Origin of the sequence: Salinibacterium sp. SWN248 (genome assembly GCF_015864575.1) — a bacterium.
In the GTDB taxonomy this organism is placed as follows: domain Bacteria; phylum Actinomycetota; class Actinomycetes; order Actinomycetales; family Microbacteriaceae; genus Rhodoglobus.
Genome location: NZ_JADYWW010000002.1, coordinates 271,962 through 286,920 on the forward strand (window position 1 = coordinate 271,962; position 14,959 = coordinate 286,920).

At 63.5% G+C, this 14,959-nt stretch carries 14 protein-coding genes; 7 read left to right on the forward strand and 7 right to left on the reverse strand.

Features of this window, described 5'->3' with window-relative positions; genetic code table 11:
- Positions 1-53: 53 nt before the first annotated feature.
- Both I6E73_RS11220 and I6E73_RS11225 read left to right on the forward strand, forming a co-directional pair.
- Positions 54-752 (forward strand): response regulator transcription factor, encoded by a 699-nt coding sequence (locus tag I6E73_RS11220; protein ID WP_197125615.1) that lies wholly within the window; start codon positions 54-56, stop codon positions 750-752.
- Entirely contained in the window at positions 749-1,897 is a 1,149-nt protein-coding gene (locus I6E73_RS11225) for a sensor histidine kinase KdpD (RefSeq protein WP_197125617.1), read from the forward strand. Before I6E73_RS11220 ends, I6E73_RS11225 begins: the two co-directional genes overlap by 4 nt.
- On the opposite strand, the gene I6E73_RS11230 is transcribed toward I6E73_RS11225, so the two are convergent.
- From I6E73_RS11230 to metG, 6 genes are all read right to left on the reverse strand, one after another.
- A complete protein-coding gene (locus I6E73_RS11230) occupies positions 1,894-3,726 on the reverse strand; it encodes an ABC-F family ATP-binding cassette domain-containing protein (protein WP_197107543.1) in 1,833 nt (610 codons plus the stop codon). The genes I6E73_RS11225 and I6E73_RS11230 overlap by 4 nt on opposite strands.
- Before the next feature lie 19 nt (positions 3,727-3,745).
- On the reverse strand, positions 3,746-4,684 hold the full coding sequence (locus tag I6E73_RS11235) for a 4-(cytidine 5'-diphospho)-2-C-methyl-D-erythritol kinase (protein ID WP_197125619.1): 939 nt from the start codon (positions 4,682-4,684) through the stop codon (positions 3,746-3,748).
- A gap of 97 nt (positions 4,685-4,781) precedes the next feature.
- Entirely contained in the window at positions 4,782-5,009 is a 228-nt protein-coding gene (locus tag I6E73_RS11240) for a 4-diphosphocytidyl-2C-methyl-D-erythritol kinase (protein WP_197125621.1), read from the reverse strand.
- Positions 5,010-5,052: 43 nt separating this feature from the next.
- Positions 5,053-5,883, reverse strand: coding sequence for a 16S rRNA (adenine(1518)-N(6)/adenine(1519)-N(6))-dimethyltransferase RsmA (gene rsmA / locus I6E73_RS11245; RefSeq protein ID WP_197107549.1), 831 nt, complete (start codon positions 5,881-5,883; stop codon positions 5,053-5,055).
- Positions 5,880-6,863 (reverse strand): TatD family hydrolase, encoded by a 984-nt coding sequence (locus I6E73_RS11250; protein WP_197125624.1) that lies wholly within the window; start codon positions 6,861-6,863, stop codon positions 5,880-5,882. Before I6E73_RS11250 ends, rsmA begins: the two co-directional genes overlap by 4 nt.
- Positions 6,860-8,440: a methionine--tRNA ligase gene (gene metG / locus I6E73_RS11255; RefSeq protein WP_197125626.1), complete on the reverse strand. Its 1,581-nt coding sequence runs from the start codon at positions 8,438-8,440 to the stop codon at positions 6,860-6,862. Before metG ends, I6E73_RS11250 begins: the two co-directional genes overlap by 4 nt.
- Before the next feature lie 209 nt (positions 8,441-8,649).
- Here metG and I6E73_RS11260 point away from each other — a divergent pair, with 209 nt between their 5' ends.
- The 4 genes from I6E73_RS11260 to I6E73_RS11275 all read left to right on the forward strand — a co-directional run bounded on the left by I6E73_RS11260 (position 8,650) and on the right by I6E73_RS11275 (position 13,051).
- Positions 8,650-9,438 carry a DeoR/GlpR family DNA-binding transcription regulator gene (locus tag I6E73_RS11260; RefSeq protein WP_197125628.1) on the forward strand — a complete coding sequence of 263 codons (789 nt, stop codon included), beginning with the start codon at positions 8,650-8,652 and terminating at the stop codon, positions 9,436-9,438.
- Positions 9,435-10,412: a 1-phosphofructokinase family hexose kinase gene (locus tag I6E73_RS11265; protein WP_197125631.1), complete on the forward strand. Its 978-nt coding sequence runs from the start codon at positions 9,435-9,437 to the stop codon at positions 10,410-10,412. The genes I6E73_RS11260 and I6E73_RS11265 overlap by 4 nt, the downstream gene beginning before the upstream one ends.
- Positions 10,413-10,450: 38 nt before the next feature.
- The gene (locus I6E73_RS11270) at positions 10,451-12,523 is read left to right on the forward strand and encodes a fructose-specific PTS transporter subunit EIIC (protein ID WP_197125633.1); all 2,073 of its coding nucleotides are present in this window, start codon (positions 10,451-10,453) and stop codon (positions 12,521-12,523) included.
- A gap of 78 nt (positions 12,524-12,601) precedes the next feature.
- On the forward strand, positions 12,602-13,051 hold the full coding sequence (locus I6E73_RS11275) for an SRPBCC family protein (protein ID WP_197125635.1): 450 nt from the start codon (positions 12,602-12,604) through the stop codon (positions 13,049-13,051).
- Positions 13,052-13,116: 65 nt separating this feature from the next.
- On the opposite strand, the gene rsmI is transcribed toward I6E73_RS11275, so the two are convergent.
- Entirely contained in the window at positions 13,117-13,929 is an 813-nt protein-coding gene (gene rsmI / locus I6E73_RS11280; RefSeq protein WP_197107561.1) for a 16S rRNA (cytidine(1402)-2'-O)-methyltransferase, read from the reverse strand.
- A 133-nt stretch (positions 13,930-14,062) separates the two neighbouring features.
- Here rsmI and I6E73_RS11285 point away from each other — a divergent pair, with 133 nt between their 5' ends.
- Positions 14,063-14,932 carry a DMT family transporter gene (locus tag I6E73_RS11285; RefSeq protein WP_197126312.1) on the forward strand — a complete coding sequence of 290 codons (870 nt, stop codon included), beginning with the start codon at positions 14,063-14,065 and terminating at the stop codon, positions 14,930-14,932.
- The last annotated feature ends 27 nt before the right edge of the window (positions 14,933-14,959 follow it).

Genomic DNA, 14,959 nt, shown 5'->3' on the forward strand with positions numbered 1-14,959 from the left:
AGCGTAAGAATTGAAACCCGTTACGCCACGACCGCTCAATCTAGGCTGGGGTTATGGAAAACCAGCCGAGCGTCATGATCGTCGAAGACGATGCCACCGTGCTCTCGGTTGTCACCGAATTTCTGCGCGCACGTGGATATTCCGTTACCGGCATTAGCGATGGCCTTCAGGCCCGCGATGCCTTGCGCGGGCCATTGCCCGATGTTCTTATTCTCGATCGGATGCTGCCCGGCGTCGCGGGCGACGAACTCTGTCGCCAGGCGCGTGCGGCATCCCCGCAACTGCCGATCATCATGCTGACCGCTCTGGATGCCGTTGAAGAACGCATCGATGGTCTCGAACACGGTGCTGACGACTACATCGCAAAACCCTTCTCGCTGCGCGAATTGCAGCTGCGGGTGGACGCGATGGTGCGTCGTACGCGCAGCTCGCACGTGTCATCCGAACCGTTTGCCCTCGGGCAGTTTCGGGTTGATCCAGCGCATCGCAAGATCTTGCTCGACGGCCACGAAATGACGTTGACCACCCGCGAATACGAGCTCTTTCTCTTTCTGTTGCAGAACCCCGAACGCGTGCTGAGCCGCGACGATATTTTGCGCGAGGTCTGGGGCTGGAGCTTTGGCGAGGCATCCACCGTCACGGTGCACGTGCGCCGCCTGCGCGAAAAGATTGAACCCGAACCGCGCTACCCCCGCTACCTCCTCACGGAGTGGGGCAAGGGGTATCGCTTCACCGTGAAGGATGCCGCATGATCCTCAATTCCAGTGAGCTGCTGTTTATTCTCGCGACCGCTGCCGTCTGCACGGCCGTCGTCATGCTGGTCGCGCTTCTCGTTCTGCGGCTCGGGCGTCGTCGCTCAATCGCCTTCCAGTTCACGGTTGTCGTGATTGCCGCGATTATGTCGATCGCGCTCACGACCGTGGTGGTGACCGCGCAAATGTATCTCTCGGCCCACGATCTGCAGGTTGTGCTCTGGGTCGTGGGAATCTCCACGGTCATGAGTCTCGGTGCGGCCCTCGTGAGCGGGCGTGCGGTCCGGCGGGCGTTTGCCAAGCTGCGAGAAAGCGTCGCGCAGGTTGGTGCCGGCGACGTCGTTGCGGCCAACTCCGACACCTGGAAAGAGGTTGCCGAAGTATCGGTGCAACTCTCTGAAGCCTCCCAGCGGCTTGCTGCCGCTCGCGACGAAATCACTCGCCTCGACGCCTCCCGCCGCCAGTTTTTCGCCTGGATCTCGCACGACCTGCGCACTCCCCTGACCGGCATCAGCGCCCTCGCCGAAGCCCTCGACGCGGGAGTCGTCGATGACCCGAGCGACTACCTGCGCCAGATTCGCGCCCAGGTTGGCACCATGAATCGTCTCGTCGATGACCTCTTTGAGCTGTCGCTTATTCAGAGCGGCACCCTCAAGCTCCGCCCCGAGAACGTTGAACTGCTCGATATTGTGTCGGATGCCGTCGCCGACGTCAGCCAGCTGGCTGCGGCCCGCGGCATCCAGATCAGCCATGCCGGCGTCGAGGGGCGGATGCTCTGGGCCGACCCCCATGAGCTCACTCGCGTCGTCGTGAATCTGCTCACCAACAGCATCCGGTACTCGCCGGCAGACTCGCAGATTCTGGTGAGTGCTGACCAGCGCGACGACACGAGCCTCGTGCTTTCGGTGCTCGATCAGGGCAGCGGGGTCGCCAGTGAAGACCTCAGCCACATGTTTGAGATCGGCTGGCGTGCCACCGAAGCCCGCACTCCCGATCAGGAGTCGAGCGGATCAGGCGGTGCAGGACTCGGGCTCGCGATTGTGCGCGGCATCGTGGAAGCACACGGCGGCGGCGTGAACGCCGAGAACGGCCCCGAGGGGTTCCGTCTCAACGTCGCACTGCCGACCGGTGTGGCAGCCCGCTAAGCGAGTAGTTCGTCGAGTTCGAGCCAGCGGTTCTCGACGGTGTCGAGAGCCTCTTGCAGAGCCTGCTGCTCGCCGACGAGGGCACCGAGACCAGCAAAGTCTGACTGGTCATGAGCGGCCATGCGCTGGTGAAGTTCAGCGATCTGCCCCTGCAGCTTGGCGATCTTGCGACCGGCCGCAGCGTGCTCCTTTTGCGAGTTGCGCAGTTCAGCACCGCCCAACTTGGGCTTCGCTTTGGCGGCTGTGGCATCCGGAGCACCAGCGGCAGCGCCGCTTGCCCCCGTGGAGCCCTTGAGCTGCTGCGTGCGCAATTCGAGGTACTGGTCAACACCGCGCGGAAGGTGGCGGAAGCTGCCCTCCATCACGGCATATTGCTGGTCGGTGACGCGCTCGAGCAAGTACCGGTCGTGGCTGACAACCAGCAGCGTTCCCGGGTAGGTGTCGAGGAGGTCTTCGATCGCCGCAAGCATGTCGGTGTCGAGGTCGTTAGTGGGCTCATCCAGAATCAGCACGTTCGGCTCGGAGAGCAAAATGAGCAGCAGCTGGAGGCGACGCTTCTGACCACCCGAGAGGTCTTTCACCGGGGTGGAGAGCTGCGTGCTTGTGAAGCCAACGCGCTCCAGCATCTGGGTCGGCGTCATTTCTTTGCCGCCCGTGACATAGGTGCTCTTGTGGCGACCGATGACCGTGCTGACGCGCTCGTTCCAAATGTCTTCGAGCTCAGCAAGCTGCTGCGTGAGCGTGGCGACCTTGATGGTCTTACCGCGCTTGACGCGACCCTTGGTGGGCAAGAGGGTTCCCGAGACGAGCGACAGCAGCGTCGATTTTCCGGCGCCGTTGACACCCAGGATGCCCGTGCGCTCACCAGGAGCGATGCGCCAGGTGACGTCTTTCAGTACAGTCTTCTCGCCCGCGGCTCCGGAGGCGGGATCCGTGACCTGATAGGTGACGGTGACGTCTTCGAGGTCAACGACATCTTTGCCGAGACGCTGCATCGCCATCGACGACAGCGAAACACTGTCGCGGGCGGGCGGCTCGTTCTCGATCAAATCGTTTGCCGCATCAATGCGGAACTTTGGCTTGGTGGTGCGGGCGGGAGCACCGCGGCGCAACCACGCCAGCTCTTTGCGCATCAGGTTTTGACGCTTCGACTCTGAGGCAGCCGCCATGCGGTCACGCTCAACACGCTGCAGAATGTAGGCCGCATAGCCGCCCTCGAAGGGCTCGATCAGACGATCGTGCACCTCCCACGTTGCGGTACAAATCTCGTCGAGGAACCACCGGTCGTGAGTGACGACCAGCAACCCACCGGCGTTAGTGCCCCAGCGGCGCTTGAGATGGTTCGCAAGCCACGAGATACCTTCGACGTCGAGGTGGTTAGTGGGCTCATCCAAGAAGATGACATCCCAGTCACCAATCAGGAGAGCAGCGAGAGCAACCCGGCGACGCTGACCACCGGAAAGGTCGCCAACTTTGGCTTCCCATGGGATGTCAGCAGCAAGACCCGCAATGACGTCGCGAACCTTGGGGTCGCCCGCCCACACGTGCTCATCAATGTCGCCAATGACGGTCTCGTGCACCGTCTTGGTGCCATCAAGCTCATCGGCCTGATCGAGCATGCCGAGAGTGACGCCATTGCGTCTGGTTACTCGCCCGTCGTCGGGGTCGAGCTTGCCCGAGAGCATCCGCATAAGGGTGGTTTTGCCGTCACCGTTGCGACCGACAATGCCGATACGGTCGCCCTCGTCGAGGCCGATGGTGACATTGTCGAAGATTACGCGGGTCGGAAATTCAAGATGAAGGGACTCAGCGCCAAGAAGGTGTGCCATTCGGGCAAGCCTACTGCGGTTAGTCGGTAATGATTCGCGCTCCGTGCACTGGACCGGTTGCTCGCACCACATTCATTTGGGCTGCACTGAGCGCAATCTGCAGTTCGAGAGCCGAATCGAGGTCGGCTGTGAGGAACGCTACGGTCGGCCCTGAGCCCGAAACGACGCCAGCGAGAGCACCGTTCTTTTCGCCAAGTTCAATCACTGCGGCGAGAGAGGGCTGCAACTTGAGGGCGGGGGCCTGAAGGTCATTGTGGAGACATTCGGCGAGCATGTGCGGGTCGCCGGCGCGCAACGCCTGCAGCACATCGGTCTCGACCGTTGGGGCAACCTCCGCGGGAAAAATGTCTTGAGAGTGACGCTGACGGTGGAGGTCGAGCTCGGTGTAGACCTCCGGGGTTGAGAGCCCGAAGTCGGCGAGCGCCAACACCCACTGAAACTGACCTTTGGCCAGAGCCGGGCTGAGTTGGTCGCCACGACCTGTTCCGATCGCGGTTCCACCGGTGAGCGCAAACGGCACGTCGGAACCCAGTTCAGAAGCGAGGCCGAGCATTTCTTCGCGAGAGATGTTGGTGCCCCACAACGCGTCGCAGGCAAGGAGGGTTGCTGCGGCATCCGCAGAACCGCCACCCATGCCGCCGGTGACAGGAACATGCTTTTCGATCTCGAGGCGAACGCCGCCGCGGTAGCCGGTGCGGCGGGCAAGCAGGCGGGCTGCTTGAATCGCAATGTTCGAACCATCGGTGGGAACGCGCGACAGGTTTACCGTTCCCGTGACAGAAACAGAGAAGTCGTCGGCGTGGAATGCTCGAACATCTTCACACAGCGAAAGGGCCTGATAGGCAATCGCAACATCGTGATAACCATCGTCGAGCAGCGAGCCCACTTTGAGAAAGACGTTGACCTTGCCGGGGGCACGGGCGTGAACCATTGTTGAGGCTGCCGGGGCGGTAGTCATGAACCAAACTTACCTTGTGCGGCGGACCTGTCTGTGCGCCGGATGGGAATAACTGGCCCCCGCGCACAATTGTGAGGGTCTCGTTACCGTAGCGAAATCACGGGGAAATAGTGAGCCCGCGGATCGCCGCATAGCGCGCTGTAACCGACTCCGCCCACTCGCTGCTCACGTGAGCAGCGTTGGCTTCAAACCAGCTCAGAAACTCGGAGTGCTGCCACGTGGTTGCGCCCGCCATATCGAGAAAAGCAAACCACTCATCGGGATGCCGCCCTGTTCCTTCCAGAACGTCGCGGTCACTGGGGGTGCTGTTCGTTGCTTCCGACATGAGGTAAACCTACCGTCGTTTGGCACCAAACGGAATGGCTGCGCTACGCCGCGCGGGCAATAGCAAGGAAATCGTGCACCGTGAGCTCCTCGCCGCGGGCCGTGGGCGCGACACCCGCCGCAATGAGACGGTCGGAGGCGGCAGTTGAGCTGCCCAACAGACTCGAGAGCGACTGACGCAACATTTTGCGACGCTGCTGGAAGGCGGCATCCACGAGCGCGAAGGTAGCTTTGCGTTCGTCGATCGTGCCCGGCTGTTCGCGGCGTTCAAAGCGCACGAGCACCGAGTCGACATTGGGCACGGGCCAGAACACCTGGCGGCTCACCAGACCCGCGGTGGAGAACTCGCCGTACCAGGCCGCCTTGATGCTCGGCGAACCGTAGACCTTGCTGCCGGGGCCCGCCGCGACGCGGTTGCCGACCTCGGCCTGCACCATCACGAGGCCGCGATCGAGCGAATCGAAGTGCTCCAAGAAGTGCAGCAACACCGGCACCGACACGTTGTAGGGCAGGTTCGCGACGAAAACACGGGGGTCGTTGGGTAGCTCAGTGACGCGCAACGCGTCGTCGGTGATGACCGTGAGTTGAGCATCCGGCTGCATCTGGCTGACGGTAATGGGCAACTGGGCAGCCAGGCGCTTATCGATTTCGACAGCGACAACGGATGCCCCGGTCTCGAGCAACCCGAGGGTCAACGATCCCAGCCCTGGTCCGACCTCGACCACCGTTTCGCCCGAGACGACGTGCGCGGCCTTCACGATGCGGCGCACCGTGTTGGGATCAATGACAAAGTTTTGGCCCAACTTCTTGGTGGGCTGGATGCCGAGCAGATCAGCAAGATCGCGGATTTCGGCGGGACCGAGCAAAGTATTCATCGCGTGCCTACATTCTGTGCGCTCGAGACGGATGCAGCGGTCGCGTCGCCGCGCGCGGGTGCGGCCTCGATACCGGCGGGAAGTTCGGTATCCCACGAACCATAGACGGCTTCGGTAGTGGCGGAGAGCTGAGCCGAAAGCTCGAGCTCGGTGATCTCGAGGTGAGCGGCCATCGCGCGCACCGTGTGCGGCATCAGGTACGGCGCGTTGGGCCGCCCCCGCAGCGGATGCGGCGTGAGGTAGGGAGCGTCGGTTTCGACCATAATGCGGTCGAGATCGATGACGGAGAGAGCCTCGCGCAGGTTCGCCGCGTTCTTGAACGTCACCGTTCCGGCGAACGACAAGAACCAGCCATTGTCGGCGGCGATGCGGGCCATTGCAGCGTCGCCCGAGAAGCAGTGGAAGACCGTTCGCTCGGGAGCGCCAACGCGCAGCAGTGTCTCGATGACGTCGTCGTGGGCGTCGCGATCGTGAATCTGCAGCGCCAGGCCGTGCCGTTTGGCAATCGCAATGTGCTCTTCGAAGGAGCGGAACTGCGCCGGGCGGCCCGCGTCATCCGTGCGGAAAAAGTCGAGACCCGTTTCGCCGACCGCGCGCACTCGTGGAAGCGCGGCGAGTGCGTCGATGGCTGCGAGCGCGTCATCCAACTCCCCTGCGGCGTCGAGTTCGGGAGCATCGTTCGGGTGAATCGCTACCGCAGCGAGAACACGTGGGTTAGTGGCGGCAAGTTCAGCCGACCAACGACTCGTCGCCACATCGGTGCCAACCTGCACGACGCCACGAACACCGACCGAGGCTGCGCGCGCGAGATGTTCGGTGAAGTAGAGCGCGCCGTCTGGCCCGCCGTCAGCGATCTCGAGGTGCGTGTGATTGTCGTAGACAACGCCCTCGAGCGGCTCAGGCAGCGGCGGATACTGCGTCTTCTCAGAGGCTTTGTCGTCGGCGCTGCGGTGACGCTGCCTCATAAACGGTTCGGTCACGCCGTGCCGCTCTCGGCATCCACTTCAATGCGCGGGAACAGTGACGATTCGAGCGCGGTCACGCGACCGGTGTTCGACCAGCTCGTGGCATCGTCGATGCGCTGCTCGCGCAGTTCACCCACACCACCGATGGCTTGCCAGAGCTTTTCGGTTGCCTTCGGCAGCACGGGCGACAGCAGAATCGCGAGGGTGCCCAGACCGTTGACGGTCGTGGCCAACACGGTGCCGAGACGCTCGCGGTTGGCGGGGTCTTTCGACAGCGCCCACGGCTCTTGCTCGGTGATGTACCCGTTGAGTTCATCCACGAGTTGCCACACCGAGGCCAGCGCTTCGTTGATCGCGAACGTGTCAATTAGCGCGTTCGACTGCTCGGTCGCACGCTTCTGGGTGGCAATAATCGCTTCGTCGGATGCCGTCAGCTCACCGAGCGTCGGAATCTCACCATCGAAGTACTTATTCACCATCGCAATAACGCGCGAGGCAAGGTTGCCGAAGCCGTTGGCCAGCTCTGACTGGTAGCGCGCGCTCAGGTCTTCCCAGCTGAAGGAGCCGTCTTGACCGAACGTGATGGCGCTCATGAAGTAGTAGCGGAACGCATCAGAACCGAACGTGTCGGTGATTTGGCTCGGGGCGATACCGGTGAGCTTCGACTTGGACATCTTTTCGCCACCGACGAGCAACCAGCCGTGACCGAAGACGGCGCGCGGAACGGGTAGCCCAGCAGCCATGAGCATGGCGGGCCAGATGACGGCGTGGAAGCGGGCAATGTCTTTGCCGACGAGTTGTACGGCGGGCCAGCGCTTGGCGAACTGTTCGTCGTCGACGCCGTAGCCGATGGCGCTGACGTAGTTGAGCAGCGCATCGAACCAGACGTACACGACGTGGGTTTCATCCCACGGAACCTTGACACCCCAGTCGAAGCTGGAGCGCGAAATGGAGAGGTCGTCGAGCCCCTGCTTGACGAACTGCACGATTTCGTTGCGCACGCTCGCGGGCTGCACGAAGTCGGGTTGGCTTTCGTAGAGGTCGAGCAGCTTCTGCCCGAAGTCGCTCATGCGGAAGAAGTAGTTCTTCTCCTTGAGAATCTCGACGGGGCGCGAGTGAATCGCACACACGAGCTGCCCCTTGTAGTCGCCATCGGGAGCGGTGACGAGGTCATCAAGCTGCTTGTATTCTTCGCAACCGACGCAGTAGTAACCCTCGTATTCGCCGGCATAAATGTGGCCGTCGTCATAGAGGCGCTGCAGGAAGGTCGACACTGCCTTCTCGTGACGCTCATCGGTCGTGCGGATGAAGTCATCGTTGGCGATGTCGATCGTCTCGAGCAGCGGCTGCCAGGAGTCGGCAACGAGGCGGTCGGCCCACTCCTGCGGAGTCGTGTTGTTGGCCACGGCGGTGCGCAGAATCTTCTGGCCGTGCTCGTCAGTGCCCGTGAGCAACCAGGCGTCTTCACCCCGCTGACGGTGCCAGCGCGCAAGAACGTCGGCGGCCACCTCCGTATACGCGTGCCCGATGTGGGGAACGTCGTTTACATAGAAAATGGGCGTCGCAATGTAGAAGGAGTCGCCGGCAGACATGCCCCCATTCTATTCGCCTGTGTCGATTGATTACGCCGGGGGTGTTTTGAGCGCAGCAGCAACAGTCCACGACCGAGTCGGGAGTCGGATGCACGCCTCCCCATGTGGGAGTGTGTGGTTTTTTCTTTATTTGTGTTGCATTGCCGCGGCAACAAGCGTACTCTCGCAGAAACGCAGTCGGGTGCGTTGGCAATCACTGGAGATTACGGATGTACGCAGAAGAGCGGCAACAGCACATAGAGGGCACGCTTGCTGAAGTTGGTCGCGTCGCCGTAATCGACCTCGCCCGCACGTTCGACGTGTCAAGCGAAACGGTCCGTCGAGACCTCGATCAGCTCGAAGCACGAGGCGTATTGCGTCGCGTGCACGGGGGCGCGGTCTCGGCGGCTCGGATTAGTCGCGTCGAGGAAAGTGTCGCTGCCCGCACCGACCGCAACTCGGATGCCAAAGAGCGCATTGCGGTGGCCGCGATGGCCCTTATTCCGTCCACCTTCACCGGCGCGATCAGCATCGACTCGGGCACCACGACGAGCCGCCTGGCGCAGCACTTGCGTGACTGGCAGCCCGCGACATCCGCTGGTTCGCTGACCGTCATCACCAACTCGATCTCGATTGCCGCAATCGTGAGCGAGAACCCGCACATTGAGGTTCAGCTCATCGGCGGTCGCTTGCGCGGCATCACGGGGGCTGCGGTCGGTTCCACCACGCTCAGCCAGCTGGCGGGCATCCGCCCCGATATCGCATTCTTGGGAGCCAACGGTGTTCACGCCGACTTTGGTTTCAGCACGCCAGACCCCGACGAAGCAGCCGTCAAGAGCGCGCTCACTCGAGGTTCGCGTCGCGCCATCGCTCTCGTCGACGCGTCGAAGCTCGGCATCGAAACGCTGATGAGTTTCGCCTCACTCTCGGAGGTCGACACCATCATCACCGATCACTCCCCCGACGATGACCTCACGCTTGCCCTCGGGCGCGCGGATGTCGAAACGGTGATCGCATGATCGTCACCATCACCGCCAACCCCAGCCTCGATCGCACGATCGAGCTCGACTCTGCTCTCGACCGCGGCGAAGTTCAGCGCTCGGTAGCTAGCAGCGAGCAGCCAGGCGGCAAGGGTGTCAACGTGTCGCGAGCGCTCATCGCGTCGGGCCTCGACACGATTGCCGTGCTGCCCGGCGATGCTTCTGACCCGATGCTGGTCGCCCTGCGCGCCGAGCACACTCCGACCGCTGGGCTGCCGATCGCGGGTCGCGTGCGCTCCAACGTGACGATCACCGAGCCCGATGGCACGACCACCAAGATCAACGAGCCCGGCCCGCAGCTCACCGCTGATGACGATGCCGCTCTCATCGATCTTGTCGTCTCGCACGCTCGCCGTGCAGAGTGGGTTGTTCTCGCCGGCTCGCTTCCTCCCGGCCTGAGCGACGACTTTTATGTGCGCGTCATTGAAGCCATTCGCGCTGCCGCTGCTGACGATACGGCTGCTGGCGCGTGCCCCCGAATCGCCGTCGACTCCTCCGGCTCCCCCATGCTCGCGCTCATTGAGTCGGGTGTTGGCGTTGACCTCATTAAGCCCAACGCCGAAGAGCTCGCAGAAATGACCGGCCTTCCCGACACGTTTGAGGACGATCCGGATGCCGCCGCTGCCGCCGCGCTCAGCCTCGTCGCTCGCGGCTGCCGTGCCGTCCTCGCCACCCTCGGATCACGCGGAGCGCTCCTCGTGACCGCCGACGAGACGTGGCGCGCCACCATGCCTCCCGTGGCGGCCAAGAGCACCGTCGGCGCCGGAGATGCCTCCTTAGCCGGTTACCTTCTCGCCGACCAGCGCGGTGCTGCCCCCGAACGACGCCTCGCGCAGGCCGTCGCTCACGGAGCCGCCGCCGCCTCCCTGCCCGGCAGCACCATGCCGAGCCCCGAAGACACCACCCCCACCGCCGCTGACGTGCGCCTACTCAGCCGCCCCACCGCACCATAAATCTCAGCATCACCACTGCTGCCTACAAGGAGAAAGCAATGTCGCACCTCATCACCACCGACCTCGTGTTGTTGGATGCCGATCTCGGCACCGACCGCGAAAGTGTCATTCGCGCGCTAACGAATCTCGTCGCCGAACAGGGCCGCGCCACGAACGCGGAGTCGCTCTTCGACGACGCCTGGGCTCGCGAACAGCTCACCGACACGGGAGTTCCCGGCGGAATCGCCATCCCCCACTGCCGTTCAGAAGCCGTCACCGAGGCAACCCTCGTGATGGCACGCCTGAAGCCCGCCGTTGATTTCGGGGCGGCGGATGCTGCAGCCGACCTCATCTTCTTGATCGCGGCCCCGGCCGGCGCCGACCAAGAACACCTCACGGTGCTCTCCACTCTCGCCCGCTCGCTCGTGAACCCCGAGTTCGTCGACAGCCTGCGCGCCGCGGAAACCCGCGAAGACATCGTTGCTCTCGTCGAGCAGGCCACCGCGCCCGAAGCAGAGGCTGCACCCGCTGCTGGGGCTGGATCTGCCGCTGGTGCTGGTGCCGCCGGTGCAGCGAGCACCGCCAAACACGCTGCTCCCGCCGCGACCGCTGCCTCGGGCTCAGACGGCGCCGCGCGCCCCGTGTTGATTGCCGTCACCGCGTGCCCCACCGGCATCGCCCACACCTACATGGCCGCCGATTCACTCGCCGCCGCCGCAGAACGAGCTGGCGTGGAACTCCACGTCGAGACTCAGGGTTCGTCAGGGGCAACGCCGCTGGATCCTGCGATTATTGCTGCGGCATCCGCTGTCATCTTTGCTGTGGATGTGGATGTGCGCGACAAGGCTCGTTTCGCCGGCAAGGCTCTTGTGCAGTCGCCCGTGAAGCGCGGCATTGACGCGCCAGACGAGATGATCGCTGAAGCTCTCGCCGCCGCGAGCGACCCCGACGCTGCGCGCGTTGCCGGTGACGGAGCAGCCACTGAGGCCACCAGCAGCACGAGCGACGAGCACTTCGGCCAGACCGTCAAGCGCGCCCTGCTCACCGGTGTGAGCTACATGATTCCGTTCGTGGCCGGTGGCGGTCTCTTGATCGCGCTCGGCTTCCTACTTGGTGGCTACCTGATCACCGACACCGCGAGCGACATCATCGCGCAAAACAGCCTCTGGAACTTGCCTGAGGGGGGCCTCGCGGCGTACCTCGGCGCTGCAGCCTTTAAGATCGGTGCCGCCTCGATGGGCTTCCTCGTGCCCGCCCTTGCCGGTTACATCGCCTACGCGATTGCTGACCGCCCCGGCATCGCCCCCGGTTTCACCGCCGGAGCTGTCGCGGGTCTGATGGGTGCTGGCTTCCTCGGCGGAATCGTTGGTGGACTCCTCGCCGGTGTCGCCGCGCACTGGCTCGCTCAGCGCAAGACCGCAGCTTGGTTCCGCGGTCTCATGCCCGTCGTCGTGATCCCGTTGCTGGCGTCGATCTTCGCCTCCGGCCTCATGGTGCTGATCCTTGGCGGACCGATCGCCTCCCTCACCGTTGCTCTCAACAACTTCCTCAACGGCCTGACCGGCGCCTCCGCTGTCGTTCTCGGCCTCATCTTGGGAGCCATGATGGGCTTCGACCTCGGTGGCCCCGTGAACAAGGTGGCGTACGCCTTTGCTGTCGCCGGTCTCGGTGCCGGTGCAATCGACAACCAGGCACCGTGGATGATCATGGCCGCCGTCATGGCATCAGGAATGGTTGCGCCTCTCGCGATGGCGCTCGCCTCCACCGTGCTTGCTCGCCGTCTGTTCTCGCCCGTCGAGAAGGAAAACGGCAAGGCAGCGTGGTTGCTTGGTGCTTCGTTCATCTCGGAGGGCGCCATCCCGTTCGCTGCTGCTGACCCGCTGCGCGTGATCCCTGCCAGCGCCATCGGCAGTGCCGTCACTGGTGGAATCATCATGGCTGCGGGCGTTACCTCGCAGGCGCCGCACGGTGGAGTGTTCGTGTTCTTCGCGATCAATCCGTTCCCGATGTTCCTGCTCGCGATTGTTGCCGGAACCATCGTCACCGCCCTCATCGTCGTCGCCCTCAAGCGTTTCGTGCGCAAGAGCAGCACCGTCACTGACGCGCACGCGCAGGTGCCCGTCGCGGCATAAGGTCGTAGGCTTCATCTACGCAACGCTGCCGCTCATGCGCCGAGAGCTTCACGTCGTGCGTCGAATTTGGGAGACTCAATGAAGATCACCGACAGCGTGCACATTGATGCGCCAACGCAACGCGTCTTCGAGATTTTCACTGACCTCGACAGCACACCATCCCGAGTCAGCGGCATCCTCTCGCTCGAAGTTCTTGAGGGCCCTGCGCAACTCTCTGTCGGCACAAAGTGGCGTGAGACTCGCGTGTTTGCGGGAAAAGAAGCCACCGAAGTGATGTGGGTGACGGCCTACGAGCAGGATGTGTCGTACACCGTGGATGCGCAGTCGCACGGCATGCACTACCAGAGCGTGTACCTGTTCATGCCGAGTCACGGCGGAACTCGGTTGGACTACCGCTTCACGATGACACCGCTCACCTTCGGGGCACGCCTCATGAGCGTGGTCGGATTGCTGTTCCTCGGAGCAACAAAGAAGGCGCTTACGAAAGACCACCACGAGTTGAAGGTTGCGTGCGAGTCAGCGGCCTAAACCGCTCACGATGACAACGATCCCTCGCTTCAGCGGCGGGATGACGTTCAGAGGGAGTCGAGAGGTTACGGCTTGGAGCGCAAGGCCGCTTCGTACAGTTCGCGCTTGCTGAGCCCGGTTTGCTCGGCCACTTCGGTCGCCGCCTCTTTTAGGCGAGCACCATCGGCGACCAGCGCGAGCACGTAAGTGACTGCGGTCGGGAGATCGGATGTCGCGGGCGGTGCACCCTCGACGACGAGACAGATCTCGCCTCGGGCGCCGTCTTTGAACTTGGCGGCGAGTTCAGCGGCGGTGCCGCGGGCAACCTCTTCGTACATCTTGGTGAGTTCACGGCAGACGACAGCGCGACGGTCATCGCCCAAGGCGGTGGCGAGGTCGGCGAGCGCCGCGGGCAGACGGTTGGGGCTCTCGAAGAACACCATCGTGCGCTCTTCACGAGCGAGGGTGCGGAAGTAGGCGACGCGGCCCTTGCGCGGCAAGAAGCCTTCGAAGCTGAAGCGGTCAGTCGGCAGGCCGGAGACAGCGAGGGCGGTAAGGACTGCGCTCGGTCCTGGCAAAGCGGTGACGGTAACCCCCGCGGCGGCGGCTGCCGAGACGAGAGGAAATCCGGGGTCGCTGATGGCGGGCATCCCGGCATCGCTGAGAACCAGAACGTCGGCATCACGGGCCAACTCGACGATCTCGGCGGCCTTCTCTGACTCGTTGTGTTCGTGCAGCGGAATGAGCCGCGGCCGGTTGTCGATGCCGAGAGCGCGCATGAGATGGATGGTCGTGCGGGTGTCTTCGCTCGCGATCACCTCAGCGTTCGTGAGGGCCTCGATGAGGCGCTGAGACGCGTCGCCAAGGTTGCCAATGGGAGTCGCCGCAAGAATGATCACTCGGCCATTCTCCCACCCGCGCACAACGCGCAGAATTCGGCTCCCTTTCGCGCGCAGATCACCCCTTCTCAGGTCGTAGGGTTGCACTATGTCGACTCGTCCGCCCTTGAGGGGAACGCCCCTCGGCGCTGTCATGCTTGTGGTGTTGGGCCTGATCTTTCAGGACGTCGGCGCTTCGGTAGCGGTGCTGCTGTTCCCCGAAGTCGGCCCCGCCGGAATGGTGTCGCTGCGCCTGGTTTTCTCCGCCGCGATTCTGCTGGCGATTGCCCGCCCCAACCTGCGCGCCATCTCGAAGCGGGCCTGGCTCATGGCGGTCATTTTTGGTATTTCGCTCGGCGGCATGAACCTGCTGTTCTACGAAGCTCTCTCGCGCGTTGACCTCGGGGCGACCGTCACTATTGAGGTGCTCGGCCCGCTCGTACTTTCCGTCATCGTCGCCCGCCGCGCTAGTGCGTGGCTGTGGGCTGTGCTCGCCTTCGCCGGTGTCGCCCTGCTCAGCCTGGGCAGCGTTGGCGCCCTCGACCCCGTCGGTGTTGCCTTCGCTCTTGCCGCCGCCGTGTCGTGGGCGGGCTACATCTTGGCCTCACGCAAGACCGGCCAAGTCTTTGCCGGCTTGGACGGTCTGGCTATCGCCATGGCAATCGGCGCGATCATCAGCCTCCCCTTCGGCATCTCGCAGGCCGGAAGCACTCTGCTCGAACCTTCGATTCTCGTGCGCGGCCTCGCGGTCGCCATCTGCTCATCAGCGATTCCCTACGCCCTCGAACTGATCGCGCTGCGTCGTATCTCCGCCGCCGCGTTCTCAGTGCTCATGGCACTGGCTCCCGCTATCGCGACCGGCGCTGGCTTCTTCGTGCTCGGGCAAAACATCACCCTGATTCAGGGAGTCGGAATCGCGCTCGTGATCGCAGCATCAATCGGGGCCGTGCGGGCGGCATCCCGCGTGCCCGGAGAACCCGGGGCTGGGCCGAACGCACTACTGCCCGAAGAGACTCCGCTGTAGCGGAAGCCTCCCCGGGCAGCGGGAGCG

Coding starts and splice junctions, on each gene's coding strand:
- I6E73_RS11220 (WP_197125615.1), top strand. CDS start 54: ATGGAAAACCAGCCGAGCGTCATGATCGTCGAAGACGATGCCACCGTG.
- I6E73_RS11285 (WP_197126312.1), top strand. CDS start 14,063: ATGCTTGTGGTGTTGGGCCTGATCTTTCAGGACGTCGGCGCTTCGGTA.
- I6E73_RS11270 (WP_197125633.1), top strand. CDS start 10,451: ATGTCGCACCTCATCACCACCGACCTCGTGTTGTTGGATGCCGATCTC.
- I6E73_RS11230 (WP_197107543.1), bottom strand. CDS start 3,726: ATGGCACACCTTCTTGGCGCTGAGTCCCTTCATCTTGAATTTCCGACC.
- rsmA (WP_197107549.1), bottom strand. CDS start 5,883: ATGAATACTTTGCTCGGTCCCGCCGAAATCCGCGATCTTGCTGATCTG.
- I6E73_RS11225 (WP_197125617.1), top strand. CDS start 749: ATGATCCTCAATTCCAGTGAGCTGCTGTTTATTCTCGCGACCGCTGCC.
- I6E73_RS11235 (WP_197125619.1), bottom strand. CDS start 4,684: ATGACTACCGCCCCGGCAGCCTCAACAATGGTTCACGCCCGTGCCCCC.
- I6E73_RS11275 (WP_197125635.1), top strand. CDS start 12,602: ATGAAGATCACCGACAGCGTGCACATTGATGCGCCAACGCAACGCGTC.
- I6E73_RS11260 (WP_197125628.1), top strand. CDS start 8,650: ATGTACGCAGAAGAGCGGCAACAGCACATAGAGGGCACGCTTGCTGAA.
- metG (WP_197125626.1), bottom strand. CDS start 8,440: ATGTCTGCCGGCGACTCCTTCTACATTGCGACGCCCATTTTCTATGTA.
- I6E73_RS11265 (WP_197125631.1), top strand. CDS start 9,435: ATGATCGTCACCATCACCGCCAACCCCAGCCTCGATCGCACGATCGAG.
- I6E73_RS11240 (WP_197125621.1), bottom strand. CDS start 5,009: ATGTCGGAAGCAACGAACAGCACCCCCAGTGACCGCGACGTTCTGGAA.